This is a genomic window from Luteimonas fraxinea, assembly GCF_021233355.1.
GTDB lineage: Bacteria > Pseudomonadota > Gammaproteobacteria > Xanthomonadales > Xanthomonadaceae > Luteimonas > Luteimonas fraxinea.
Window position 1 is genome coordinate 3,445,427 of the sequence record NZ_CP089507.1, and the last position, 24,988, is coordinate 3,470,414.

Genomic DNA, 24,988 nt, shown 5'->3' on the forward strand with positions numbered 1-24,988 from the left:
AGAGGCGCGTGTGCAGCTGGGGCGGGTGTGGGATAAAAAGTGGCTCCTGTGGCTCTCGGGCGAGGGCGCGTGGCCACTGACGGTCTCTCTCGGGCCGCCCTCGCAGCGTGAGGCACTTTCAGACTGGGCGCGCTTTGTGGCGTGGCGAGACGGGTGGCTGGACAGTGGTGCGACGCTGTCTATCGTCAGCCGGGCGTGGCCGAGTCTTGGCGGCGCGCAGTCGCTGCCAGCGCACGCATCGTTCGAGACGCCCGAGGCGCTTGCGGCGTTTCTTGGGCCCGGGCGATTGACTGCATGGCGAAGGGGCCAGGCGCGCCTCGCGGCTTGGCAGGCGCATTGGCCTGACAGCCGGGCGAGCGGGCGGGCCCTGCGATGGCTGATTGACGCGAGTGAAGGAGACGTAGCGCGAATGCAGGCGCTCGTTGGCTGGCTCAGGGAAAACCCCGAGGCTGATCTCTTCGTTCGGCAGGTGCCTGTGGTGGGCATCGACACCAAATGGACTGAACGGAATGGCGCGGTCTCACTTGAGCTACTGAAGAGCCTCTTCGGCGCGGATGAAGCAGGCGCTAGCGCGTTTAGGCAGGACCGCCCGCGCGTTCGACTGCGCTTTCTCGATCCGCGCTTGCGCGACGCAGTGGGAGGTCTCGACGACATATCCGCGCCGATCGCGTCGATCAGTGCGCTCAAGCTCCCCGTGCGATGCGCAGTTGTCGTGGAGAACCTCCAAACCTTTTTGGCGTTTGACGATATTCCCGGTGTCGCGCTCTTTTTCGGACAGGGATTTGGTGCGCGCGGCCTGTCGCGGATTTCGTGGCTGAGTGATCTGCCAATCCTCTACTGGGGCGACATCGACACAGCGGGATTTGAGATCCTTAGCGCTGTTCGAAGCGAACTGCCGCACGCCGCATCTTTTGGGATGGATGAAGCGACGCTCACGGCCAATCGCGCGCTTTGCGTGCCCGACCCCAAGCAGCGACGCGCCGAACTCCTGCGTCTTACCGAGGCGGAGTGTGCGACCTATCAGAGTCTACTCGGCGGTGGGGAGTTTGCAGGCTTGCGGCTCGAGCAGGAGCGGCTGGCGTGGTCAGAGCAGTGGCCCCTCATTGTGCAGGCAGCGTCCCTTCACTGCGACAGCGCGGCTATCGGGCGTTATGAGTGCAAGGGGGCCTGATTGTGCAGGCTGCGCGAGAGGTTTGTTCCAATCCTGCTCTGCCCTTCAACGGTGATGAGCTTGGCGCTGCGTATAGCCAAGCGATGCCTTACGATAACGATAACGATAACGCCAACGCCGACGATTTCCTGCCATGTCTCGCATCATTGGATTCACGCTCCGCGTCAACGGTGCGATCAACTACGATTTTTTCCTGCCGAGCGAAGCTGGGGTGCACCAGGCAGCCGCGGACTTTGGACTTTCGCGCGAGGACTACGAAGCCGTTGCGCTGATCGAACAAGTCAGGCGCGTTGACGCGGATGATGCAGTCGCCGAGCTTTGATCGAGGCCCCCTCCGATGACGCGATCGGCAGATTTCCAGACTGTGCTTCAGGGAACACTTACGCCGCTGCGTTTCTGCTAAAGGGACAATGGCAGCGTCGTCCAGGCCACTTCACTCGCGCCCTGCGAGGGACGGAAGCCAGAACTTCCAACCAAGCGCCGACGACCGAGGCCCTGACAGGGCCTCGTCTGTTTTCGGAGCTGCGCAGGCCCCTGTGACGACAGTGCACTTGATGCATCACCTCATCCGGCTCGGTCGCCCGCGCAACCAGCCTGGGCGTGACCACTTCGCCTGCAAGCTGATGCACCGCGCTTAACCACGCGCCGACAAGCGATACCAGCGTTAGCGTGCGATCTTCTCGGGCGACTCCAACATGGTTCGGCCGTGCAGGGTTAAGCCTTGGGCATCTTCCCGAGCGGGAACAGGGATAACGCCGTCCTCTGGAGTCCACATGGTGGTGATCTGTCCATCCAGCGCGCCGCTGGCTTGCCCGTGAAGCAGGTCAACCACGTCGTGAAAGCTGGGGTGGCTGTGCGTAATTCGAAATGGTTCGGCGTTCGCGGCGCGGAGGAGCTCCAAAAGCGTCATGGTTGTATTCGGTCTGGTGGCGAACCAGCCCAATGTGGGTGGGGCGCGGGCTTCGAGTCACGTGGCGCACCAATGGGGACGTGCCTTGGCGAAAGCATGCGGCTGGTGACGCTTGCAGGTGGCGTGGGATGTCTTCGCTGGGAGGGGCCCCCGCGTCATTGGCGCGATCCTCCGGCAGGTTGGCTCAGTGCCTGCGCTGACGCGGCGAAGCGGGAAGCACGGATGCGCCGATTGACACCGAGAGGGCAGCGCTGACGTGTGGCGCGGCCTGCTGATCAGGCGCGCTCTCACACGCGCTGGGTGGCTCGGACGCGTTCGCACACAAGAAGAACGCGTCTGCAAGCAGCAGAGCGCGATGGGCGTGGCGCATTGGATTTCGCAGCGCGCCGTCAGGATCGGATTTGATGAGGTCCCGGTAGATCTGACTACCGAGTTTATTACGTGTTTTCATAGCGACTCCGTTTCGAAAGGGCGCGCATCGAAACAGAAAAAATATAGAGCGCAAGAGGGTGGTGACAGTTTTTCGTCACTCTTTGAAACTACGTTCGTCGTAGTGTGATGCGCGTCGCTGCTTTTCTGTCCGCTTCCGGCGCAGCAGGTTTGGGGCCCCTGAGCTATGCGCTTCGGCGTCAGAGCCGCGCGGGAGGCGCGACACCTAGGGACGCGCCACACGTTCCGCGGTCAAGTACGTCTCGGTCGTCTTCGCACAGAGGCGCGAAGACATCTGCAGGGAGATCGGCGGCTCGGCTTTCTAATTGCCTCGTCCAGTATCGCAATGGTTGAAGGAAATCAGAAGAGGTGGACCCCTTTCGTGGCGGCGGCTGGATTTGTCCTGTGGAGCATCAGCGTGTTGCTGGCGCAGATGGCGACTTGGGAGCCTTGCTGTACGTTTTCCGGGATTTTTTAGCTGCCAGGCATGTGTAGCGAGACAAGCACGCAGCAAGCTGTCGCCAACGTCGATACTATCGCGAGTGGCGCTGCCCGAAGTCGAAAGTGGGCTCGGTGTTCCATGGCTTTCGCCACACGCTGAGCACGGCCCTCGGCCTCCATGGCGTCCTCGTTGCCCTGATCACCAGCATCACCGGCCACCGCAGCGGCAAGAAAGAATACCCGGTCTTGCATGCGCACTACATGTACATGCACTTCTCGACGCTGGCACACCGATAGGACCAGCTCGATGCCTTGGATAAGTTCAAGTCGCCGGTATCGATGCCGCGCTATGTCCGCGGGCAATTCGATGCGCAACCACGGCCCGAAGGTAAGAAGCACGCTTGACGTGCTAGAACTGATCGGAGCCCCGGCATCAGCCGTGCTTCTTTTTCGCGGCCTTGCGCACTCTCTTGGGCTTGTCGCCGAGCTTTGCGCCGCCGAGGTAGAGACCGCGGACCGTCAAGAGCGCGTCCGCACCGAGGCCGGCCATGAGCGCCTCAGCCTCTACGTTGAGGCGGCTGATCACTTCATCGAAGGTCATCGTGGCCCCGGTGTCAGGATCCTCCCAGGTCTTAACCCCCCGCCAGGAGATCCAGAGAATGCCCACCCTCCGATACTCTGGCGCCATATACTGACCAACCAACTGGACTCGCAGCGCGTCGCTCAGATCTTTGTAAGTCCAGCTCTCGCCGATCTTCAGTTCAATCGAGGCCTGCAGATTTCCAGGTGCGGTCGAGATCAGTCGGATGTCCGTCTCTTTCTCCTCGGCCGTAGCCGACTCCTGCGTGGTGGTGTAGGAGTTCAGCGACCGCTGACGGAGCTGCGACGCGAGTTCACGGCGCAAAAGCTTTTCCACAGACGTAGTTCCCCAGAATTCGCGAGGGGACTCGTCTTGGCGTAGAAAATCGTCGATATCGTCAAGTCGAGACGCAACGAGCCGCGCCATCTGACGCCTGCTTCGGGGTGCGACCTCGAAGTTCGCTTCGAACGCGATCACGTCCTGCTCAGTCATCGGCTCGGCGTCTAGCTCCTGCGCGAGCTTCTCGCGTCCAATCGCAATCAACCGGTCGCGATAGCGCGCCACATCGTGATCATCGGCCAGACTGAGCTTCAACTTCCAGGCCACGGTGCCCGGAGCATCCATGAACGCATTGGAGAGCATACTTCGCGCATATTCAGCATCGTCGCGAAACCCGCGCGCTCGAACGCCCTGCCGAGGATCATCGTGCTCGCTACGCACGTGGCGATTAGCAAGGCGAACAAATCGCAGAAGTAGTTCGGGCTGCTCGCTGAGCTTGGCGATATCGATTGCGGCGTGATGGCCAAAGAGCGCGCCGATCCACCGGACCATCTCTGACGTCTTGGCGGGCTCAACCAAGTTGCCGAGGCGCTCCAATGCGTCGGTGAGCACGGTGAGGTTGACGCGGGCAAGGATAGGCAGCCAGAGGCCAAGCGTAGGCTCGCTGGCGCCGTTGTTGATTGCCGCAAGTGCAGCAGCTTCGAGCATCGCTGCATCGCTGGCCGTGCCGAACTCGAACAGATAGGACGCGGCATGCCCCATCGTCTTCTGGTCAGACTTGGAGAGTGGGCCTGCCGTCAGGGCAGTGTAGGTCCAGGCCTGGACGCGGGGCAGCAGGAGCGACGCCACTGCCGTGGCGCTGCGCTGAATATGTTCCAGAAGCATCCCGTGAAGATCGTCGCCGCTTCGCAGCGCGTCGTCCAGCTCGCCGCCGATGATTTCATCGACAGCTTTCGGGTGCCGCACCGCCAACTGCTCCACCCACCGCGGCAGGCGGTTCAATTCGATCAGCGCATATCGACAGGCCAGCTTCGCTTCGTCCGCGGTGAGATTGTCAGCCCAGAGAGGGTTTTCCGCTTCGGCGTAGACGCCAGCAAGGCCCATCCGCCAGATGACCAGACCGCTGTTCTTCGCCTCTTTCGAACGCTCTGAGCGAACAGTTGGCGTCCTAGTGCGCCAGTCGGCCGAGAACGCCAGCCGGAAGCGATCAGCGATCTCTTTTCCGAACATCCGTTCGAGATAGCCGCGGTTCCAACCCGCGTGCTCATTGGCGCCTCGGTCGGTATCCGTCGTGCGCCAGATGTCCCAGAGCGTGTTCTCAACCCGCGGCGGAGCGAACACGTCGTCGGGGCGTTCCGTGATTTCACGAAAGCGCAGGCGCCAGTCGGAGAACCTGCGCGCATGCTTGCGGCGATTTTCCTCTTGTCGCTTGGCGCTCTCTCTCACCCAGGCAGGTTCTACTTGGGGCTCTGAAATAAGCTTGGCGAAAAAGTCCGCCTCTGCTTCCAAATCCGCACTGCCCTTGGCGGCCGATTGCAACTCGCGCGCCCACGCGGCTCGATCCGACTTCGTATGCGTGAAGGACTTCGCAGTCTCGAACGCAAGCGCACGCTCCGCCTCGCTGCGCGCGGGGTCAGAGATGGCCGACAGCACCCACGGCTCATCCTTGACAGGATCGAGCCGGAGTCCGCCGTCGCTATGGACGCGAATCAGGCGCGCTCGCGCATCCCGCTCGCCTTTGGGGTGGTGCCGGTGCGCCATAGCGTCCTGTGCCCAGTAGACGCCTGCGCGGACCTCGGGCTTTGCATCGCCAAGGGCTGCGTGGAGCGTCTTGGCGTCCTCGTCTGAGTCGTAGTCGCCGCGGGCGAGGAGAAGCGACATCGCAATGTCGCGCATGAGCGCGGGGTCAGCGCAACCACTCCGAAGGCGCCGCACACTACTGGCGAGCAGGGCCGGGACCAAATTCTGCCGTTTCGTGCGAAGTCGGTATAGCTCGTTGTGCCAGTGGACTCCGGAAGCGACAAGATTCGACAGCTCTTGATCGAGAAGATCGACTTGATCCTGGGGGAGGTCTGGATGCTCGGCGACATTGGCCAGATGCGCGGCCTGCCCATAGACGGACTCCTTCTCGACAGGCAGGGCTTTCAGAATGCCTGCCAACTGCCGAACGGTCATCGTCCGCGGGAAGAACTCCAAGATGGCGCGCTGACGGAGTGGCATCGGCCACTTCTTATCGCGCGTTGCCATCTCGTCCAGAAGCAACGGGAGTCGCGGATCAGACACGCGCGCCAGGGCGATCAGCGCGCTGACGCGGGTGGGCGGCTGTTCCTTCGGGTCGATCGCGACTGCGTAGGCGATGCCTGCGTTGTCCGCCATGCCCCCGGCACCGATCAAGCCGAGCAGCGTGTCTCTGACCTCGGGATTTTCGATGCCGGTCGACCAGAGCCGAGCGACATCCGCAGTCAGCTCCTTCGAGGCGAAGCGCTCGACCTGCACATCCGACACGGCCTGCCCCCTCCATGTTCCCTTGCCCTGTTGTTCGACATAGGCGGCCAGTGCAGATTGGCGCAGCGGGAGGTCGAGCGACTCGGGATCGCCATAGTGAAGCAGAAGCGCAGGCTCGTGCTTCAACACCTCTTGGCGCACATACGCAATTTCAGCGGCAAGCCACGCCGCGACAGAGCGCATCGCCGGGCGCACCACGCGTTCACCGTCGGGCAGCGCGGCAAACAGCAGATGCCCGAGCGAACGGTGCGACATGCCCCTGTCGACGAAGCCTTGGATGTGCTTCGCGGCCAAAAACTCAATCACGGATCGGTGATAAAAGCGCACGCGACCGTAGTTGGCGAAGCCGAACAGTGCTCGCTGCAACAGCGTATCGATCTCGTCCCCCGTGAAGTCTCCGAGTACCTTCGAAGGCTCGACCGATCCGTCCCCGGACGCGCGGTCGGCGTCATCGCCAGACCAGAGCGCAAATCGACGCCGCATCAAAACGGCAAATGCGAGGCGCGAAGCGCCCTCGCGCGCGCGCGCAGGGCTTACAGTCGTGCGTTCCTCGCGCTTGGGGTTCTTCCTGAGCCTGATATCGATCGCTGAGCTGATCTGATCTCGATGGCACTGGATGGCACCGTGCTCCTTCCAGTCGCCGCAGAGTGCCAGGAAATCGAGGGGGCGCCGCGCGAAGTCGTGCGCGTTTCGGGCGTCAATCGCTTCGAAAAGTGCATCGACATCTTCAACCTTGGCCTCCTTCGCCAAAGCGCGCATCTGCTCCCTCCGAAGCGGCGACAGGGCGATCTCGAGCCACTGCGCGCGCTTCGGCTCCTCGCGCTTTCGCGTCTCTACGCGCATCGCGAAGTTGGCGAACTCGGCTTCGGCATCCACGACGGTTTCGGATGAGGAGACAGGCAGATACTTCTCGATGATCTGCCGGTCGATCGCGATCGGACGCGTGGTGATGACTATCGTCGCGCGGTCGAGATGGCCGTGCAATGAGCGCGCGATAGAGCGCACGGCGCGCTCGAACGCCCTCGGCGAGAGCTTCGCTTCGTCGATCGAGTCGAGAAAGAAGATGGCGCGCTCGGTATGCGCAGATTTCCAGGCATCGAAACGCGCCCGCTCATCCGGGTCGAAGCCGTCTTCGATCGAGGCATCGCCAAGAGCGGCAAGTTCGACGAAAAAAGCGGGATGACCTTCATCCCAGAGCTGCTCTTGCATCCGCTGACATTCGTAGGTCTTGCCCATGCCCGCTTCGGACACGATGAGGGCGCGATCGGACTCGAGGAGCGTGGGCCAGTCGACCTTGCCGCGATCCGTGAAACCAGTGAGGAACTCAGCCCTCTCCGGATCGTCGCTGTATTCGTTGGGGAGATTGAAAAACGTCCGGACAACCGCGGAGCGATCCTGAGCCATGGCGAATGCCGACCTTAAAAGAGGTGGGTGCATGATCTAGTCGGTGCGACTTGCGCGCTTAGTTTACAGCGGGTTGTCGCGCGGACTGAGACGCTGGCTTTTTCAATCAAGTTTAACCAATGCTGGGTTGCTGATCAGTGCAGGGGTCCCCGGTGGGGCAGGTGCCGCTCGGCTAACTTCTCCTTCCCCGCGCGCACCCGAGCATCGATCTCTACCGCGCAGGCGCCCTCAGACGCGCTCGCGCTTGGGGCGCCGGCAATCAAGTGCCCAGTTGACCATGCGGCCCAAGGCGGCGTGAAAGCGCGCAGGCACGCGCAGGCGAAAGACGAAGCGGCCGGAGGGACTGCGGACCAGATAATGGGGCAAGCGCGTCTGGACACGCGCCGCTACAGTCGCACAGTCGATCCTGAAGCCAAGAGCCTGCTAGCCGTTTCACTGTCGAGCGTCTGTCGATTCTGGCCGCTAATCCGAGCGAAGACGTCGGCGGCCACGTCGGTCCACTCGCGCGCAATGAGCGCGCAAGTCGCTTGCCTTCTGTAAGCACAGCCTGCTCGCCGCGCGCAATTCGCGCAACGCGCAGATTAATCTCCTGATCGAGCGCGCGCGGAAGCGCGGTGGCGCCGCCGCTCGCTGCCCAGGCGCGTATCGCTTCGCTGTGCGTCGCATCTTTAACGGCGAGGCGAACGGCGGCTTCGACGGACTGCTCGTGCGCATAGGCCATCTGGACCAATAGTTGCCAGCCCGTGATCAAGGTGAGAGCGCCGTCGTATCTCATGACCAGCTAGCCTTCGCTGCTGCGGAGCTGGAGTGGTGTGTTGCTGCTGACTACCTTGCGCTGGATGGACCAACCGAAGGATTAGACGCAGCGCTCTTCGTCATCCAATTGATCTGAAAAACGCTAAGGCGAAGTGCGAGTGCGTCAAGATCTGACGAGTGACTGCGCCACGCTCGGCTGAAAGCGGCGGCGCGCAGTGAGCTGTCTGCGCTGGGTCTAGGCTATTTTTTCCAGCGGTCACTGCGCAAGGTGTTGCTTCGCCGCGTCTCGACGCATCCCGCTGCTTGCAGCTAGCGAGGGCAAAAGAATCAACTGCGCTCGTGCTCACTCTTGGGCCGCGCGGTGTTCGTAGCCGGCGGTCGCCGTGAACGGACTGCACCGAGAATTTGAGTTGTGTCTGGATACCAGCCTGAAAGACGCAGAATCGGGTGAAGCAAGAGCGCACCTATGGTTTCCATATTCATGGAAACCGTGCGGCCTGCGGCGCTTTACAAGCTTCCGCTTCGCCCTATCTCTATTCGCCATTCAGGAGATCTGCATGGCGATCTATCACGCGAACATCAAAAATTTCTCCCGCGGTAAGGGCGAGTCGTCCATGGCTGCCGCGGCTTACCGGACGGGCGTTGACCTCGTGGACACACAAACTCGCGAGATTCATCGCTACTCACTGCGCCGCGGGGTGGTGTCGTTTCGGATGCTCGCACCTAAGGGTGCGCCCGAATGGTGCCTCGACATCCACCGGTTCTGGCAGGCGAATGAGGCAGCCGAGTCACGGGCGAACGCGCGCGTTGGGCGAGAACTTGAGGTATCGCTCCCGAGCGAGCTTTCGCCTGGGGCGCGCGAGGCGCTGGCGCTTGCGCTCGGCCAGATGCTTGTGGATCGCTACAGCTGCGCCGTGCTGGTCGCCATCCATGCGCCGAGTGAGCGGGGGGATCAGCGCAACTTCCACACGCATCTGCTGATGTCCGCTCGTCAGGTCGGGCCCGGTGCCCTCGGCGCTCGGGCGGGCGCCGCGTTCGATGCGCGAGGCGGCGCTGGGGCGGATGAGGTGAAGGCTGTGCGCGAAGTGGTGTCGGGCATCGTCAACACTCATCTCGCGGCCGCCGGGCGCTTTGAAACTGTGGACCATCGAAGCTTAGTGGATCAGTCGCGGGCGGCGGCGGCGGCTGGAGATTTCGAACGCGCCGCAGCGCTCAACCGTCCTCCGACGCGCTACCGAGGCAAGGCGATCACGGCGATGCTTCGAAAGGGCGTCGACCCGCGGGTGTTCCGCCACCCGGCCGTCCAGCTTCCGGCGACAACCTTCGATCAGGCCGTCGAGCTCGCGGCTCAGTCGGGCACTTTCGTTCCGCCAAGCGCTGGGCACAGTCATGCGTCCGCGCTTGCAGATCACCAGCGCGAGCATTCGCCGGCCATAACAGCAGCTTCAGAGGTGTACAAAAGCTCCGAGCGCATCGAGCCGCTGGGATCACTACATCCACGTGGAAGCGGCCGCGGCGCGCTTAACCAGGTGCCAAGCCCAACCGCGCTGCACCTCTCCCGCGTCGCGCGCCTGATGCGTGCGAATGGCAATGGCGCCGAGGTGCTCAACGCCGAGGCTGAGATGATCGAAGCATGGCTTGAGAACCTCAATGAGATCGCCCGCAATGCTGTAATCGGTATCGGAGCTGTGCCAGGCGCGCAGATTGAGCCTGTGCTGCGCTCGGCTATGGCCTGCGCGAGCGTTCGCCGCGTAGAGGCGCACGCGTCGAGTCGATACTTCTTTGAAAGCGCCGAGGAGCTCGCAGCGGCAATCGCAGAATATGCAGCCGCCTATAAAGTACCGTTTGAAGCAGCTCGGCGCGTCGATATCGCGCGCTCTGAGCTGCTCGCCCTGTCGGGGCTCGACGGGCGGGATCCGAAGGTGAAGGCAGTGCGGCAGGAGCTGACCAAGGCCAAGGCTCTGACGACGAGCGGCGCCCGCTACGGCCAAGACGAGCGAGTCCGCATTGCAAAGGCCGCGATGCTGGAGGCGCAGCGGGTGATCGAGACCGACTTCCCAACGCAAGGCAACGTGCGCCACCTTCTTCAGAATGCGGCGCCCTTGGATTGGCGCGTTGCGCCCCGAGGCGCTCCAGGTTCGTCGCTCAGGCTTTCGTGATGCGTGGAGATTTAGCGCACTGGGCGGGCGTAGCACCCACTCAGTCTTGGGCCGCTGCAGGACTCACGAACCAGTGCTGGCCTTCCTGACGAAGTTCCAGCAGATCGTAAGTCTTAATCATGTTGAGGAGTCCTGAGTGGCCGTAGGCATTGGGAGAAAACGCGGGGTCCGCGCGGCGCAGGTAAGTGCCAAGGGCGCTGAGCGACACCGCGCCGCTTGACGCGTCGTCCGCAAGGAGGGAAACCGCTTCGATGACGAACCGGGGGCGGCGCTTGGGAAGTGGAAGCGAAGGGGTCGGCTGCGACGCGTTCGTGTTGGCGGCATCGGCGGCTGTATAGAGCGCCTCCTCAGCCCGAACCTGAGGCATCCATTCAAAGAACTGATCGCAAGCGTTTCGCAGCGCGTCGGGCGTTTTGGGTTCGCCAATTATGCAGACAGTCGCACCGCGCTCTCTCAGCTTTCGGCAGAGGTAGGCGAAGTCCGAGTCGCTGGTTACAAGGCAAAAGACCTCAACGCGCTCGTCGAAAAGCGCTTCGAGGGCATCAAGAGCAAGTGCGATGTCGGCGGTGTTCTTGCCGGAGGCATATTGATATTGGAGGCAGGGCGTAAACGCCTGGCGCACGAGCACGTCTTGCCAGCGGTGGGCGAGGGTGCCGCTGTTCCCGTAGCCCCGCCGCAGCACAACACGTCCGAACTGTGCACCCATGAGCAGGGCATGGTCCACGATGTCGGGTGGAACGTTGTCGCAGTCGACAAGAACAGCGACGGATGCATCTTGCGGCGCTGTCATTGTCATGACCTTAGCTCTCGGAATTCAAACGCGTGGCGGCGTGCGCTTTGGCGGCTGGATTGATGAGATTGCGACATCGATCACGTCCGTGTCTCGCTTGCTGAGACCGCAGACTACTTGAATTGCATTGGCGTCAGTTGGCGCATTGACCTCACCGACAGGACCTACTCCGTGGACAACTTCGGCTTTGATTTCAAGGATGTTCTGAACACTGTGCTGGCCGGTATCTTCGTGGCGAGCCTGTCTTGGGCTTTTGGGTGGGTGCGTCTGCGTGTCGGCATGTTCAACGATCGGATAAGTTTGCGGATCTTGCGTGGCGAGCTTGACTGTGTCCTTGAACTCAAGCGCAATCCATCTGGCGTTGGTGTTCTTTTGGGGCGTCAGGCGCTGATCTGTTTTGCGATCTTGGGCATCAGCATCGTCTATGCGCCTATGGCCGTTATTGAGAACGGCGGGCGGTACGTGCTTCCCTTTGTCGCGGTTTTGGGCATGTCGCTCTATGCCTGCGCGATCTACCCACTCGGAATTTTGAATCGGCTGAGCAAGGGGAATGCATTTGTTGAGCGTCAGCGGGCACGTATCGAACTCATTGAAGCGCGCATCGCGAGTCGCGCAAACCACTTGGGGGGAGCTCCGAGTCCCTAAGCTTTAAGCGAGGGCTTTCAAGCTCCGGGGCGGCGGCTCAGGTGAGCGCTCATTCGAGCGCTACGTGTTGACGGGCCTGATTACCGCATCGACGTTGATGTCGAACGCCAGCGCGCTTAGTCCAGGCGAGGAGAACTGCGCTGAGCGCACGCCAGTCAGTTTTTCGCGCGGCGTGAACTCACGGGAATAAACCGCATGATGCTCGTCATCGAGTTCATGGCCCACCAGCTGCGCGCGCATTTCAGATGCAACGCCGGCCCCTTGCAGCTCTTGGATCACGCTCTTTCGGAACGAGTGGAAGCCGCGCTTGGCCTTTGGCCAGCTCGATCCAATTTTGGCGAGGTAGTTCCCCATGGCCTTGGTGATCCAACTGCCCCGGCCGTTGACGGCATCTTCTTTTCCGTTGGGGAACAGGTCGCGTGCGTTCCTGCGGACCTGGGTTTTGACATAGTCGAGGAGCCCAAGCTTCAGAAGGCGCGGGTGGATCGGCACGACGCGGCGGCTCGATTCGCTCTTGAGGCTCTGGTGCTCCCCCTCGTCCGAAAAGCTCAGGCATGGCACGCCTTCGAGCTCGATGACATCGAGAACGCGGAGCTGCCCGACCTCGGAAACCCGCGCGCCCGTGTAAAGACCAATCAGACACGCCCAGCGGGTGTGGAGGGGCAGCGTCTCGAAGTTCTCGGGGGCGAACAGGAGGGCGATCTCCTCGCGCGTGAAGGCCTTAAATCCGAATTTTTTGCGCTTGCGTTTCTCGTTCGCGGTGTAGGACACGTGCCCCTTCGCGGGGTTGTCGCCGGGCGGGTAGTGGCCCGAGGCCATTGCCCATGAAAAGAAGCCGTGTTTGCCGCCGATGTAGCTTTGCTTGTTGGTGAGAGTCGGGGTCGCGATCCCGTCGTCCCGGAGGAACTGATACCACTTGGCGAGATCGGGGCGCCCGAGCGCGTGGAGCTGGCGCTTCTCACCGATGAAGCGCACCAGATCCTCGACCGCCGCGGTCTTGATGCTCAGCGTCTTCTTGGTAGTGCTGGCCTCGATCGAGCGCAGCCATGCGATCTTCGCCTGCTTCATCGTCAGCGGCTCGGCCACCGCTGGTGCGGTTGGGGCTACAGCTGCGGGCGGAAGCACGGTGGAGGCTGGCGGGGCGGCACTCGGCTGGCGCAGATGGTCAATCCGGCCTATCAGCGCCAGCGCTTCCATCGCGCGGCGGTGATCTTCAGCATCGGAAGCCTGGACGCGGCCTGAGGCGAGATCGATTTCATATCGCGACAGGCCACCCTCGGCCACATTCGCCAAGATGTCCTCAACGCTTGGTCCCCGCGGCATCCGATGCCACCCGAAATGTTCGAAGGCCCGAGCATACCGCTCGGCCAAGATCAGCGCGTGCTGCTGGGCTGCGCGGACGCACTGCGTGCGCAGAGCATGCTTGATGACTTTGCGGCCAAGGAGGGCTTGGAGACGGCTCGGCACGCGCAGGCGAAAGACGAAGCAGCCTGACGCATTTCTAATGAGGTAGTGAGGGATTCGCATCGGCTGTGTCCCAGCCGGTGTCCCGTCAAGAATTCCGAATCCAAAGAAAAAGCCCTTGAAAATCAAGGGCTTATCTTAGACTGGCGGAGAGAGGGGGATTCGAACCCCCGAAGCGCGGTTTAGACGCTTACACACTTTCCAGGCGTGCTCCTTCAACCGCTCGGACACCTCTCCAGAACTGGCCCTTCGCGGAGCGCTTGGGCGCTGCGCAACGGCGTTGGGACGCCGCGGGCCGGCCATTCTATCCGTCGGCGCCTGCGGTCACAAGGAACCGTTGGGGGCGTGGCAGAATACGGGGATGTCTTATCTCGTCCTCGCCCGGAAGTGGCGTCCGAAGCGGTTCGCCGAGCTCGTCGGCCAGGAGCACGTGGTCCGTGCGCTGACCAATGCGCTGGAAACCGGCCGCGTGCATCACGCCTTCCTGTTTACCGGCACCCGTGGCGTCGGCAAGACCACGATCGCGCGCATCTTCGCCAAGAGCCTGAACTGCGAGACGGGTACGTCGTCCGATCCCTGCGGCGAGTGCGAGACCTGCCGCGCGATCGACGCGGGCCGCTACATCGATCTGCTCGAGATCGACGCCGCCAGCAATACCGGCGTCGACGATGTGCGCGAGCTGATCGACAACGCGCAGTACATGCCTTCGCGCGGCCGGGTGAAGGTCTACCTGATCGACGAAGTGCACATGCTGTCGAAGTCGGCGTTCAACGCGCTGCTCAAGACGCTGGAAGAACCGCCGGGGCACGTGAAGTTCCTGCTGGCCACGACCGATCCGCAGAAGTTGCCGGTCACCGTGTTGTCGCGCTGCCTGCAGTTCAACCTCAAGCGGCTCGACGAGCAGCAGATCCAGGGGCAGATGACCCGGATCCTCGAAGCCGAGGGCATCGCGGTCGAGGCTGGTGCGATCCGCCAGTTGTCGAAGGCCGCCGACGGCAGTCTGCGCGACGGTCTGTCGCTGCTCGACCAGGCCATCGCCTACACCGGTGCGGGCGGTGAGGGCGGTGCGCTCGGCGACGCGGCGGTGGCGACGATGCTCGGCAGTGTCGATCGCACGCGCGTCGGTGCGCTGCTGTCTGCCTTGGCCGATGGCGATGGTGCGGCGCTGCTTGCCGAGGTCGCGACGCTGGCCGAATTCTCGCCCGACTGGGGCGGGGTGCTCGATGCGGTGTCCGAAGCACTGCATCGCATCCAGGTGCGGCAGCTGGTGCCGGAAGTCATCGTCGAGAGTGACGGCGTGGATGTCGATGCGATCGCATCGGCGGTGCGTCCGGAAGTCGTGCAGCTCTGGTACCAGATGGCGCTCAACGGACGCCGCGATGTCGGCCTGGCGCCGAGCCCGCGCGCCGGTTTCGAGATGACCGTGCTGCGCATGCTGGCGTTCCGTCCTGCAGAAGGCGGCGCTGCTGCGCCTGCCGCGGGAAGCGGTAACCGTGCGAGCGGTCCGGCCGCGGCGCGTGCTGCGTTGGCTGCACAGGCGGCGCCCGAGTCCGCGCCTGCACCGCGCGCGGCGTCGCCGTCGCCGCGAGCCGTTCCCACGCCGACACCACCACGCGTGGTCGTGGAAACGCCACCTGCGCGTCTGGCACCTGAGCCTGTGCGCGTTGCGCCGTCCGTCGATCAGCCGACGGTCGACGCGCCGCGCGCCGAAGCACCGGCGCCGGCTGTCACTGCGAAGCTGCGCACGCTCGATGCGCACCAGTGGCTCGATCTCGTCGCCGATCTGCCGCTGCGCGGTCCGGTGCGCGAACTTGCCGCGAGCGCTGCCTTCGTCTCGCTGGACGGCGCCGTGCTCAGGCTCGCGCTGCCCGAGGCGGACGAACATCTGAAAGCGCCGATCATGGTCCACCAGCTCTGCGAGGCGCTCGCTGGCCCGCTCGGCGGCGCGCCGCAGATCCGCTTCGAGACCGCGGCCGCCAGCGAAACCGTGACGCTGCACGAACGCAATGCGCGCGAGCGCGACGCGCGGCAGTCGAACGCCGAAACCAGTTTCATGTCCGATCCGGACGTGCAGCGGCTGATGTCGCAGCAGGGCGCCAAAGTGGTGCCCGATTCGATACGCCCTTTTGAAGAACGAGGATTTCAGTGATGCGTGGAAACATTGCCCAGTTGATGCAGCAGGCGCAGAAGATGCAGGAAAACATGCAGCGCGTGCAGCAGGAACTCGCCAGTCTGGAAGTCGAGGGCAGCGCCGGCGGCGGCATGGTCGCCATCACGCTGACCGGCAACAAGGAATGCCGCAAGGTGCGCATCGATCCGAGCGTACTGTCGGACCCGGAGATGGCCGAGGACCTGATCGCCGCTGCGTTCAACGACGCGTCGAACAAGGTCGATGAAGAGTCGAAGAGCCGCATGTCCGGTGCTACCGCCGGCATGCCGCTGCCGCCCGGCATGAAGCTGCCGTTCTGAGGGGCGGTGATTCGGGATCCGAGGCGACAGGCTACGCGTGCTGCCAGCTGTCAGTCATCACGAATCACCTCTGACGAATCAGCAATCGCATGTCCTCCCTGCTCGAACAGTTGATCGATGCGTTGCGCGTGCTGCCCGGTGTCGGGCAGAAGTCCGCGCAGCGCATGGCCTATCACGTGCTCGAACGCGGGCGCGAGGGAGGCGCGCGCTTGGCGACGGCACTGGCCGAAGCGGTCGAGAAGATCGGCCACTGCCAGCGGTGCCGTGATTTCAGCGAAACGCCGGTCTGCCCGACCTGCAGCAGCGCGGCGCGCGATGCGCAGACGCTGTGCGTGGTCGAGACGCCCGCCGACCGGCTCGCGATCGAGCAGGCCACGGGATTTCGCGGGTTCTATTTCGTGCTGCAGGGCCGGCTGAGTCCGCTCGACGGCATCGGCCCGCATGAACTCGGGCTCGATCTGCTCGGCGCGCGCCTGGCCGAAGGCGAAGTGCAGGAACTGATCATCGCGACCAACCCGACCGTCGAAGGCGAGGCCACGTCGCATTATCTGGCGCAGATCGCGCGTCAGCATGGCGTGCGGCCGAGTCGGCCCGCGCATGGTCTGCCGCTCGGCGGCGAGCTGGAGTACGTGGATCGCGGCACGCTGTCGCATGCGTTCGGCAGTCGCAGCGAAGTCGCCTGAGGATCGGCGTTCGCACGTGGAATGAAGGGCGTGTGCCGTGAGCGGTGACGTATGCTTTTTGGAACCCTCGCTCTCGATTCCAGAAGCCCATGACGACCATCTTCCACAAGATCATCCAGCGCGAGATTCCGGCCGACATCGTCTTCGAAGACGACCACGTCATCGCGTTCCGCGACATCGCGCCGCAGGCGCCGGTGCATGTGCTGTTCGTGCCGAAACAGGACTTCGCCACGCTTAATGATGTGCCGGTGGACGCGCCCGAGATCATCGGGCGGCTGGCGGTTGCGGCCGCGCGGTATGCGAAAGAGCAGGGGTTCGCCGAAGACGGCTATCGCATCGTCATGAACTGCAACGCGCACGGTGGCCAGACGGTGTTCCAGATCCATCTGCATCTGCTGGCTGGCGCACCTCTGGGGCGCTTCGGCACTGCAACGTGATCCGCAACCGCGCGCTCCTACAGAACGACGATCACCAGTAACCCCACCACGGCCATGGCGCCGGGCGCGTGATCACGTCGACGCGCTCGCGCTTCGGCCACAGATAGACCACATCAGCCTCGACGCGCGGAAAGCGATAGTCGTATTCGCCGACACGGCGCGAGTCGTAGCCGGCGATGCGGCCTGTGAAGGTGACCTCGCGATTCACCTCGAACACCGCCGGATCGTAGAAGCCGGCGCGGCAGGCGATGAAGCGGCCGTTGGTGTCGTCGCTGGCCCAGTACGGGCGGCCGGTCGCGGTCAGCCGCGTGGCGATCATCTCGAAACAGGTGGCGTCGGTGCGCGGTTCCACCTGCACGATGCGGCCGCCCCAGCGCACCATCGCGCCGGTGTGCTCGCCTTGCACGGCAGCGTGCGGTGTCAGCGCTTCAACGTAGCCGCCCTGCAGCGGTTTCGGTTGGGACGCGCACGCGCCGAGCAGCAGGGCGCCGGCGACAACGGGCAGCAGGCGAAGGGCGGTCATCGAGCGGTCTCCCGTGATGGACGGTGCGCGCGCAGTGCCCGCACCAGCGTCGCATCGGACGCCGATGGAGCGTAGCGGGCCGCGACGAAACGGTGGGTGAGGGCGACGAGCGCAGCTTCGTGCGGACGCGCGGCCCTGACGCGTTCCGCCCAGGCGATCGCGGGCTCGTGCCGTTCGCGGGCCAGACCGAGGCGCGCATACTGGTGTCCCAGTCGATGCCAGGCACGCAGCAGCGGATCGCGCTCGCGTTCGGTCCGCGCGACCAGCCACAGCATCCAGCCCAGCGCGAGCGCCGCGCACAGCGAGAACAGCGCAGCGAGGCCGCCAGTGTCGATGTTCTCGAAGCCGATGCGCTGGAGCATGCGCTGCTGGCGCGCGGCGTCGAAACCGAGCACGAAATCGTTCCACGCGCGCCGCGCCCAGTCGCCGAGGTCGGCCATCGGCAGCGCGCCGCCGCCGGCGTCGGCGCCGAGCCGGTCTTCCAGCGTGTCGTAGATGCGCTCGGGCGCCACAGCGGCGGTCGGATCGACGCGTACCCAGCCGCGGCCTTCGAGCCAGACTTCGTTCCAGGCGTGGGCGTCCATGCGCCGGACGATCCAGTAGTTGCCGAAGCGGTTGCGGGTGCCGCCGGTGTAGCCGGTAACGACACGCGACGGAATGCCGGCCTCGCGCATCAGCACGGCGAACGCGGAGCTGAAGTGTTCGCAGAAGCCGGCGCGATAGTCGAACAAGAATTCGTCGACCGCATGACGGCCAGGCAGCGGCGTGTCGAGCGTGTAGGCGAAATCGCTGCGGATCCAGGCGAGCGCGCGGTCGACGAGCGCGCCGTCGTCGGCCGTCTCGGCGCGCCACCGCTGCGCCAGCGCCCGCGTGCGTGGATTGAAATCCTCGGGCAGCTGTAATGCCAGACGGCGCAGCGAATCGGGCAGATCCGCTTCGAAGCGGGTCGGTGGCGCGGAGCGCAATTGCCAGCGGGTCACGCGGTCGAGGCGGCGCTCGCTGGTCAGCGTGTACTCGTGCGCAGCGCGCATGCCGTCGGGAAATGCGAGCGGCATCTCCAATGCGACCAGCAGATTGCGCTCGGTCGGCTCCAGCGCGATCTCGTAGTCCCAGGTCGGCGCGCCGTGCTCGACCGTCGCTGGCGGCAGGCTGCGCAGCCATTGCGACGCGGTCCAGGTGCGGCCGTCGTATTGCGTCAGCGTCGGGCCGCGCCAGTACATCCCGCGGGTGGAAGGCTCGGCGCCGCGGAAGGTCACGCGCATCGCAGGCGTGTCGTCGGCGATGAGATCGATCCAGTCGCCGGGCGACATTTCGTCCGACAGGCCGGGCCGCGCGGTCGACAGATCCGGGATGCCCCATAGCGGCGTCGCGAGACGCGGGAACAGCCAGAACGCAGCGAGTGCCAACGGCAGGCCGATCGCGATCAGACGCGCGACGATGCCGATGCGGGTGGCATGGCGCACGCCGGCCGCGGGCAGTCCCGATTCCTGTTCCGACACTCGCGCGAGTGCCGCAAGGACCAGCACCGCGCCGACGAGACCGAGCACAAGCGACAGCGGCCCCTGGTCGAGCAGGAAGGTCGCGAACGGCGCGAACAGGGCGAAGCCGAGCAGGCTGCGGGCATCGCGCACGGTGCGCAGTTCGGACGGTTTGATCGCGAGCATGCCGGCGAGCAGCGCGCAGCCGGTGTCGCGGCCGAAATTCATCCCGCCCTGCGCGAGCACGAGCCCGAACACGGCGAGCGCCAGCACAGTGCGCAGCCAGCCCGGTGCCGCGCGCCGCGACGCCATGCCCGCAGCGATCGCGCCTGCGCCAGCGATGACCAGCGGCAACGGCATCGGCAACTGCAGCAACAGCGGCAGCAGGCAGACGGCCGCCGCGATCAGCGACCAGCGACGGCCGGCGGTATCGAGCGCGAGTGCGGTGCGCGCCATCAGCCGGCGTCCGGCAGCAACGCGAGCGCGCGCAGGCAGGCGTGGCGATGCGCGGCGCCGCGATCGGGACCGATCACCGGTTGGCCGGGAAGCTGCAGTCGATAGCGCACGGCCTCGCGCTCGGCCTCGTCGACCCAACGCGCCAGCCGGCGGATTTTCGATTCCGGGTCGAGAGCGCCGAGACGCTGCCAGTCCAGCGTCAGGTCATCGCCCTGCGGGCGCTCGAACTCGCGCACGATCAACGTATTGCGCCGCGCCGAGGCCTTCCACGCGATGGTCCGCGGCGCATCGCCCGAGCGCCAGTCGCGCAGATGATGCAACTCCTCGCCCGCCGGATTGAGCCGGGCCTGCGCTTCGTCGCCGCCACCCTCCGGCAACGGCGGACCGGATGCCTCCGGCGTGGGGTAGACCAGAAAGCGTGTCGTCGGCCAGACCCACGACCACGCACGCGCCAGACCCAGCGGGCGTGTGGTGCTGATGCGCAGCCTCGGTGATGTCAACCAGCCGCGCCGAACCGTCGGCAAGGCCACGGTTGCTTCGCCGCCGGATTCGCCTAGCGACAGCAGCGCCGCGCTGTCGCCGATCACCACGCGCAGACCGCGACGCTCGCGGCCGGGCGCTGCTTCGACATGCACATGCAGCGGCATCGGCGTGCCGGCCGCGACCGGTTCGCCGTGCACTGCACGAATCTCGAGCCCGCTGAGCTGCAGCTGCGTCCACAGCAGACTGGCCAGTGCCGCGCCGACCAGTAGCAGACACAGCAGCAACGCCGGATTGTTGTTGTAGTTGAGCGCACCGATCGCCATCGTCGCCAACAGCGCGGTGACGAAGGCACCGAAGCCCGTCGGCAGGATGTAGATGCGTCTGCGGTCGAGGCGCGCCGGCAATACTTCCGGCCGACGCGGACGCGCCCAGCTTTCGACACGACGGCGCAGGTCGGCGAACGCGGGCATCAGTCGACCGGCACGGCCTGCAGGATCGACGCCGCCAGTCCGTCGCCGGCCGCATCGGCCTCTGCGACCAGGCGGTGGCTGGCAATCAACGGGAACAGAGTCTGCACGTCGTCGGGGAGTGCGTGACCGCGGCCCTGCAACAAGGCGAATGCACGGGCCGCGCGCAGCAACGCGAGACCGGCGCGCGGCGACAGGCCCACGCGCACGCCCGGATGCTGACGGCTGCGTGCCATCAGCGCCTGTACGTAATCGATCAGCGCCGGACTCGCATGGATCGTCGTGACCGCCTGGCGCAAGGCGCGCAGATCGTCGGCGCCGAGTCGGGGCAGCGTCTCGGCAATCAGCGTGCGGCGGTCGCTGCCCGACAGCAGCGCGCGTTCTGCGTCTCGATCGGGGTAGCCGAGCGTGAGCCGCAGCAGGAAGCGGTCGAGCTGCGAATCGGGCAGCGGATACGTGCCCGACAGATCCACCGGGTTCTGCGTGGCGATGACGAAGAACGGATCGGGCAGGCGATGCGTGGTGCCGTCGACGGTGACCTGTTGTTCGGCCATGGCCTCGAGCAGCGCGCTCTGCGTGCGCGGCGGTGCGCGATTGATCTCGTCGGCCAGCAACACGTTGGTGAAGACCGGGCCGCCATGGAACTCGAAGCGACGCGCGCTGCCCTCGTAGACCGACACGCCGACGACGTCCGACGGCAACAGATCCGAGGTGAACTGCACGCGCTGGAAATCCAGGCCCACGGTTGCGGCGATCGCATGCGCCAGTGTCGTCTTGCCGAGGCCGGGCAGATCCTCGATCAGGATGTGGCCATCGGCGAGCAGCGCGACGAAGCTCATCGTCACTGCCGTCTCCTTGCCGAGCACCAGCCGGTTCACCTGGGCCAGCGATGACGACAGGGCTTCACGCTGGGTGTCGGTTAGCATGGCGGGCGTCGTCGGGTCGGGCATGCATGTGCTCCTGCGGCGGTCCCCCCGAGTGTAGCGAGGTCGAGTTCAATGCGGCGGATGGAAATGCGCACGGTGTTCGTCGTGCTGTGGACGACGATCGTGCTGCTGAAACTGGCCATCGCCGCGCGGCTGCCGCTGTTCGTCGACGAGGCGTTCTACTGGCTCGAAGGCCAGCATCCCGCGTTCGCCTATTCCGATCTGCCGGGCCTGACCGCGTGGCTGATCCGCATCGGCACCGAAGTCTTCGGCGATGGTCTGCTCGCGGTGCGTCTGCCCTTCATCGCGATCTCCGCGCTGGTGCCGTGGCTGGTGGTGCGCCTGACCGCGCGCGAGTTCGATCCACAGTCCGCGTGGCTGTCCGGCTGCGCGGCATTGCTGCTGCCGCTGCTCGGCTCGCTCGGCGTGATGGCACTGCCGGACGCGATGCTCGCGCTGGCGACCGTGCTGTGTCTGGATGCGGGCGTGCGCCTGCTGCGCGGCGTGACTCACGGCGGTGCGTTGCTGCTCGCGCTTGGTTTGTCGCTCGGCGCGCTGAGTCACTACCGCTTCATCGCGGTGATCGGCGTCGGCATCGTCGCGCTGCTGACGATCGCCAAGGGCCGCGAAGCGCTGCGCGACCCGCGCGTGTGGATCGCGATCGCGACCGGCGCCGCGGCGTGGATTCCGCTGCTGGTGTGGAATGTCGACAACGCAGAAGCCGGACTGCGCTTCCAGATGGTCGATCGGCATCCGTGGGCGCTGCATGCCGACGGCTGGCAGTTCATCGTGATCCAGGCGGTGATGGTGACGCCGCTGCTGTTCGCCGCGCTGCTGATCGCGGCGTGGCGCCTGCGCCGGGCGCCGGACGACGCGGCGCGCTTTCTCGCGATGTCCGGCGGGCTGATGGTGCTGGGCTTCTTCGCGCTCGGCTTCGTCGCCGACACCGAACGCGCGAGTTTTCACTGGCCACTGCCGGGCTATCTCGCACTGCTGCCGCTGGTCGGTTTCGTGCTGATGACGTGGCCACGCTGGCTGCGCATTGCCACGTGGGTAACGCTGGCGCTCGGCTTCATCGGTGTGGTCGGTTACTACGCCGCGGTGTCCGCGCCTGAAGTGCGCGAGCGCAGCGCGGGACTGAAGTGGTATCCATCGAACTTCGCAGGTTGGGACACGTTGGCCGATGCGGTACGCGAAGAGCTCGCGGCCATGCCGGCCGACACGGTGCTCGTGGCCGACAACTTCAAGATCGGCGCCGAGCTCGGTTTCGCACTCGGCGATCCGCGCATCCGCGTGCTCGACCATCCACTCAATCGCCATCACGGTCGCGCGCCGCAGTTGCAGCTCTGGCATCTACAGCTCGACGATCGCGCCGAACTGGCCGGACGCCCGGTGCTGCTCGTCACCGGCGCCAACGACGTGAAGTTCAGTGCACTGCTGCAGCGCTACCAGACGATCTGTGCGCGTATGGGGGCATTGCCGGTATCGCGCGTCGTCAATGCGGACCGCGGCGCGCAGCGTTTCATCCTGTCGCGCTTCGATGCGGATGCGAAGGCAGGCGCCGGCGATTGCGTCACGCCGGCCCTCGCGTATGTCGATACGCCGCTGGCGGGCGCGCGCGTCGATGCGCCGTTCGAAGTGCGCGGCTGGGCGGTCAAGGACGGCAGCGGCGTCGCATCGGTCGCGATCACGCTCGATGGCGTGCCGGTCGTGCAGGCGCAGTACGGCGCGCCGAATCCATGGATCGTCGAGCGGTTCCTGGCTGGCGATTCCCGCGATCCCGCGGGCGTCAATATCGGTTTCAGCGCGACGATCGATCCGGCGACGCTCACGCCCGGCCGCCATTGGCTCGGACTCGAAATCACCGGCCACGACGGCTCGGTCGAACGCTGGGCCGAACAGCCGATCCAGGTCGCGCCCGCGCGCTGAGGCGCGCCTCTCAGGGCAGGGCGTAGCCCGCCGCGCGCAGCAGGCGCGCGGTCGCGATCAGCGGCAGTCCGACCAGCGCGGTCGGATCATCGCTGCGGATCGCCTCGAACAGTACGATGCCGAGTCCTTCGCAATTGAAGCTGCCGGCGCAGTCGAACGGTTGTTCTGCATCGACGTAACGCGCGATCTCGTCGAACTGCAGCGTGCGGAACACGACTTCGGTGCGGTCCTGCGCCTGCAATGTCGACTCTCCCGATCGCGCCAGCGCCAGTACGGTGTGGAAGACCACACTGCGACCGGACATCGCCATCAGCTGCGCGATCGCCGCGTCGCGGCCGCCCGGTTTGCCGAGCGGACGACCATCGAGCGCGGCAACCTGGTCCGAGCCGACGACCCAGGCGCTGGGCATCCGCGCGGCAACCTCTTCGGCCTTGGCCTGTGCGAGCCGGATCGCGAGCGCATCAGGGGCTTCGCCGCGCCCGGGCGTCTCGTCGACGTCCGGCCGCTCGCAGGTGAACGGCAGCCGCAGGCGCTCCAGAAGCCCGCGGCGATAAACCGATGTCGAGCCGAGGATCAGCGGCGGGTTCATGCACTGCCTCCGGCGCGGACCAGCGCCAGCTGGGCCAGTTGCCGGTCGATGCGGGCCTGCGCCTGTTCGATCGATTCTCGCATCGCCTCCAGCGCCGTGACATCCGCGCTGGCGCCGTGCTGTTGCAGCCACAGTCGCTGCCGCAGCATCTCCTGCAGCGCGTCGCGCACTGGATCGCCGCCGTCCTGGCCGATCTGGGCACGCGCGATCCGCAGCCGCGCTTCGAAGGTGTCGGCAGCGTCCAGTACGCGCGCATACGCGCGGTGCCGGCGCCGGACGCGGTGGCGCCACGCCAGTACAATGGCGGTCGCAATCAGGGTGGCCAGCAGCAGGCTGGGGATCGGCTGCACGCAGGAAGTCCTGTAGCGCGGCGGGCCAGTCTGCCCGGCGGGTCGCGATGCCGGCAAATCCGCGTGCCGACTGGTCCGGCCGCCATGGATGCCGGTTTGACAGCCCGGGATTGCATCTTTAACATTCGGCGGCTATGTCCGCGCAAATGCCCGAGTTGGTAGACGCTTGGCGCATGGTCGCAGGCAGCATGCGCCTCGACGGGCGCCTGCCCTTGGCGTCGTTGACGCGCCTGCGTGACCTCTTGGCCGATGCCGAAGGCGATGACGTGATCTGCTCGATCGAGTTCGGTCGCGATGCGCTGCAGCAGCCGTTCGCGCTGCTGCGCATCCAAGCCGGGTTGCCGCTGGTGTGCCAGCGGACGCTCAAGCGCTTCGTGTGGCCGCTCGAGATCGAGCAGCGGTTGGGTCTGATCCGCGATGAGGCGGACGAGGCCGGCCTGCTGCCTGATTACGAGGCGCTGCTGCTGGAAGGTGACGGTTCGCTGTCGCCGGTCGCGCTGGTCGAGGACGAAATGATTCTGGCAATACCCGCGATTCCGGTCGCACCCGGCTCCGAAGCGATCGATCGCGACTGGCCGGTGTCGCCCGAAGAAGAGACACGCGTCAACCCGTTTTCGGCGTTGGCGGGTTTGAAGAAAGATCGAAACAACTAGAACCTGTTGGAG

Annotated in this window: 20 protein-coding genes and 1 tRNA gene; 10 read left to right on the forward strand and 11 right to left on the reverse strand. The window is 65.1% G+C overall.

What is annotated here, in order from left to right; translation table 11 throughout:
• The first annotated feature begins 10 nt into the window (after positions 1-10).
• Complete coding sequence (locus tag LU699_RS15580; protein ID WP_269781363.1) at positions 11-1,171, forward strand: Wadjet anti-phage system protein JetD domain-containing protein; 1,161 nt, start codon at positions 11-13, stop codon at positions 1,169-1,171.
• 133 nt (positions 1,172-1,304) lie between these two features.
• Positions 1,305-1,493, forward strand: a complete 189-nt coding sequence (locus tag LU699_RS15585) for a hypothetical protein (protein WP_232580265.1) — start codon at positions 1,305-1,307, stop codon at positions 1,491-1,493.
• 342 nt (positions 1,494-1,835) lie between these two features.
• Here LU699_RS15585 and LU699_RS15590 read toward each other — a convergent pair whose 3' ends face one another.
• Together LU699_RS15590 and LU699_RS15595 are read right to left on the reverse strand one after the other, a co-directional pair.
• Positions 1,836-2,081, reverse strand: coding sequence for a hypothetical protein (locus LU699_RS15590; RefSeq protein WP_232580267.1), 246 nt, complete (start codon positions 2,079-2,081; stop codon positions 1,836-1,838).
• Positions 2,082-3,384: 1,303 nt separating this feature from the next.
• Positions 3,385-7,719: an NACHT domain-containing protein gene (locus tag LU699_RS15595; protein ID WP_232580269.1), complete on the reverse strand. Its 4,335-nt coding sequence runs from the start codon at positions 7,717-7,719 to the stop codon at positions 3,385-3,387.
• A gap of 1,313 nt (positions 7,720-9,032) precedes the next feature.
• Between LU699_RS15595 and LU699_RS15600 the strand changes: the two genes are divergently transcribed.
• Positions 9,033-10,634: a MobA/MobL family protein gene (locus LU699_RS15600; RefSeq protein WP_232580270.1), complete on the forward strand. Its 1,602-nt coding sequence runs from the start codon at positions 9,033-9,035 to the stop codon at positions 10,632-10,634.
• Between the two features lie 40 nt (positions 10,635-10,674).
• On the opposite strand, the gene LU699_RS15605 is transcribed toward LU699_RS15600, so the two are convergent.
• The gene (locus tag LU699_RS15605) at positions 10,675-11,430 is read right to left on the reverse strand and encodes an NYN domain-containing protein (RefSeq protein ID WP_425491642.1); all 756 of its coding nucleotides are present in this window, start codon (positions 11,428-11,430) and stop codon (positions 10,675-10,677) included.
• 165 nt (positions 11,431-11,595) lie between these two features.
• Between LU699_RS15605 and LU699_RS15610 the strand changes: the two genes are divergently transcribed.
• The gene (locus LU699_RS15610; protein ID WP_232580271.1) at positions 11,596-12,069 is read left to right on the forward strand and encodes a hypothetical protein; all 474 of its coding nucleotides are present in this window, start codon (positions 11,596-11,598) and stop codon (positions 12,067-12,069) included.
• Positions 12,070-12,129: 60 nt separating this feature from the next.
• Here the strand turns inward: LU699_RS15610 and LU699_RS15615 are convergent, their stop codons facing one another.
• Together LU699_RS15615 and LU699_RS15620 are read right to left on the reverse strand one after the other, a co-directional pair.
• Positions 12,130-13,596 carry a site-specific integrase gene (locus LU699_RS15615; RefSeq protein ID WP_232580273.1) on the reverse strand — a complete coding sequence of 489 codons (1,467 nt, stop codon included), beginning with the start codon at positions 13,594-13,596 and terminating at the stop codon, positions 12,130-12,132.
• 81 nt (positions 13,597-13,677) lie between these two features.
• Positions 13,678-13,770: transfer RNA gene (locus LU699_RS15620), tRNA-Ser, on the reverse strand.
• Positions 13,771-13,894: 124 nt separating this feature from the next.
• On the opposite strand from LU699_RS15620, the gene dnaX reads away from it, so the two are divergent.
• The 4 genes from dnaX (at position 13,895) to LU699_RS15640 (ending at position 17,122) form a co-directional block, all read left to right on the forward strand.
• Complete coding sequence (dnaX, locus tag LU699_RS15625) at positions 13,895-15,682, forward strand: DNA polymerase III subunit gamma/tau (protein ID WP_232135923.1); 1,788 nt, start codon at positions 13,895-13,897, stop codon at positions 15,680-15,682.
• A complete protein-coding gene (locus LU699_RS15630; RefSeq protein ID WP_232135921.1) occupies positions 15,682-16,002 on the forward strand; it encodes a YbaB/EbfC family nucleoid-associated protein in 321 nt (106 codons plus the stop codon). The genes dnaX and LU699_RS15630 overlap by 1 nt, the downstream gene beginning before the upstream one ends.
• Before the next feature lie 89 nt (positions 16,003-16,091).
• Positions 16,092-16,685 (forward strand): recombination mediator RecR, encoded by a 594-nt coding sequence (recR, locus tag LU699_RS15635; RefSeq protein ID WP_232135920.1) that lies wholly within the window; start codon positions 16,092-16,094, stop codon positions 16,683-16,685.
• An 89-nt stretch (positions 16,686-16,774) separates the two neighbouring features.
• Positions 16,775-17,122, forward strand: coding sequence for a histidine triad nucleotide-binding protein (locus LU699_RS15640; RefSeq protein WP_232135919.1), 348 nt, complete (start codon positions 16,775-16,777; stop codon positions 17,120-17,122).
• A gap of 31 nt (positions 17,123-17,153) precedes the next feature.
• Here the strand turns inward: LU699_RS15640 and LU699_RS15645 are convergent, their stop codons facing one another.
• Genes LU699_RS15645 through LU699_RS15660 form a run of 4 tightly spaced genes read right to left on the reverse strand, consistent with a single transcriptional unit; the run spans position 17,154 to position 21,479 of the window.
• Positions 17,154-17,645 (reverse strand): Slp family lipoprotein, encoded by a 492-nt coding sequence (locus tag LU699_RS15645; protein ID WP_232135918.1) that lies wholly within the window; start codon positions 17,643-17,645, stop codon positions 17,154-17,156.
• A complete protein-coding gene (locus LU699_RS15650; RefSeq protein WP_232135917.1) occupies positions 17,642-19,579 on the reverse strand; it encodes a transglutaminase TgpA family protein in 1,938 nt (645 codons plus the stop codon). Before LU699_RS15650 ends, LU699_RS15645 begins: the two co-directional genes overlap by 4 nt.
• Positions 19,579-20,532 carry a DUF58 domain-containing protein gene (locus LU699_RS15655; RefSeq protein WP_232135916.1) on the reverse strand — a complete coding sequence of 318 codons (954 nt, stop codon included), beginning with the start codon at positions 20,530-20,532 and terminating at the stop codon, positions 19,579-19,581. The genes LU699_RS15650 and LU699_RS15655 overlap by 1 nt, the downstream gene beginning before the upstream one ends.
• Complete coding sequence (locus LU699_RS15660) at positions 20,532-21,479, reverse strand: AAA family ATPase (RefSeq protein WP_232135915.1); 948 nt, start codon at positions 21,477-21,479, stop codon at positions 20,532-20,534. The genes LU699_RS15655 and LU699_RS15660 overlap by 1 nt, the downstream gene beginning before the upstream one ends.
• Before the next feature lie 57 nt (positions 21,480-21,536).
• Here LU699_RS15660 and LU699_RS15665 point away from each other — a divergent pair, with 57 nt between their 5' ends.
• Positions 21,537-23,384, forward strand: coding sequence for an ArnT family glycosyltransferase (locus LU699_RS15665; protein ID WP_232135914.1), 1,848 nt, complete (start codon positions 21,537-21,539; stop codon positions 23,382-23,384).
• 10 nt (positions 23,385-23,394) lie between these two features.
• On the opposite strand, the gene LU699_RS15670 is transcribed toward LU699_RS15665, so the two are convergent.
• Together LU699_RS15670 and LU699_RS15675 are read right to left on the reverse strand one after the other, a co-directional pair.
• Positions 23,395-23,973: a Maf family protein gene (locus LU699_RS15670; protein WP_232135913.1), complete on the reverse strand. Its 579-nt coding sequence runs from the start codon at positions 23,971-23,973 to the stop codon at positions 23,395-23,397.
• Complete coding sequence (locus LU699_RS15675; RefSeq protein ID WP_232135912.1) at positions 23,970-24,323, reverse strand: hypothetical protein; 354 nt, start codon at positions 24,321-24,323, stop codon at positions 23,970-23,972. Before LU699_RS15675 ends, LU699_RS15670 begins: the two co-directional genes overlap by 4 nt.
• A gap of 134 nt (positions 24,324-24,457) precedes the next feature.
• Here LU699_RS15675 and LU699_RS15680 point away from each other — a divergent pair, with 134 nt between their 5' ends.
• Positions 24,458-24,976, forward strand: coding sequence for a YceD family protein (locus tag LU699_RS15680; RefSeq protein WP_232135911.1), 519 nt, complete (start codon positions 24,458-24,460; stop codon positions 24,974-24,976).
• The last annotated feature ends 12 nt before the right edge of the window (positions 24,977-24,988 follow it).

Bases quoted from the DNA above. Each gene is read 5' to 3' on its own strand.
- LU699_RS15585 (WP_232580265.1), top strand. From the start codon at position 1,305: ATGTCTCGCATCATTGGATTCACGCTCCGCGTCAACGGTGCGATCAAC.
- LU699_RS15590 (WP_232580267.1), bottom strand. From the start codon at position 2,081: ATGACGCTTTTGGAGCTCCTCCGCGCCGCGAACGCCGAACCATTTCGA.
- LU699_RS15595 (WP_232580269.1), bottom strand. From the start codon at position 7,719: ATGGCTCAGGATCGCTCCGCGGTTGTCCGGACGTTTTTCAATCTCCCC.
- LU699_RS15600 (WP_232580270.1), top strand. From the start codon at position 9,033: ATGGCGATCTATCACGCGAACATCAAAAATTTCTCCCGCGGTAAGGGC.
- LU699_RS15605 (WP_425491642.1), bottom strand. From the start codon at position 11,430: ATGACAATGACAGCGCCGCAAGATGCATCCGTCGCTGTTCTTGTCGAC.
- LU699_RS15615 (WP_232580273.1), bottom strand. From the start codon at position 13,596: ATGCGAATCCCTCACTACCTCATTAGAAATGCGTCAGGCTGCTTCGTC.
- dnaX (WP_232135923.1), top strand. From the start codon at position 13,895: ATGTCTTATCTCGTCCTCGCCCGGAAGTGGCGTCCGAAGCGGTTCGCC.
- LU699_RS15630 (WP_232135921.1), top strand. From the start codon at position 15,682: ATGCGTGGAAACATTGCCCAGTTGATGCAGCAGGCGCAGAAGATGCAG.
- recR (WP_232135920.1), top strand. From the start codon at position 16,092: ATGTCCTCCCTGCTCGAACAGTTGATCGATGCGTTGCGCGTGCTGCCC.
- LU699_RS15640 (WP_232135919.1), top strand. From the start codon at position 16,775: ATGACGACCATCTTCCACAAGATCATCCAGCGCGAGATTCCGGCCGAC.
- LU699_RS15645 (WP_232135918.1), bottom strand. From the start codon at position 17,645: ATGACCGCCCTTCGCCTGCTGCCCGTTGTCGCCGGCGCCCTGCTGCTC.
- LU699_RS15650 (WP_232135917.1), bottom strand. From the start codon at position 19,579: ATGGCGCGCACCGCACTCGCGCTCGATACCGCCGGCCGTCGCTGGTCG.
- LU699_RS15655 (WP_232135916.1), bottom strand. From the start codon at position 20,532: ATGCCCGCGTTCGCCGACCTGCGCCGTCGTGTCGAAAGCTGGGCGCGT.
- LU699_RS15660 (WP_232135915.1), bottom strand. From the start codon at position 21,479: ATGCCCGACCCGACGACGCCCGCCATGCTAACCGACACCCAGCGTGAA.
- LU699_RS15665 (WP_232135914.1), top strand. From the start codon at position 21,537: ATGGAAATGCGCACGGTGTTCGTCGTGCTGTGGACGACGATCGTGCTG.
- LU699_RS15670 (WP_232135913.1), bottom strand. From the start codon at position 23,973: ATGAACCCGCCGCTGATCCTCGGCTCGACATCGGTTTATCGCCGCGGG.
- LU699_RS15680 (WP_232135911.1), top strand. From the start codon at position 24,458: ATGTCCGCGCAAATGCCCGAGTTGGTAGACGCTTGGCGCATGGTCGCA.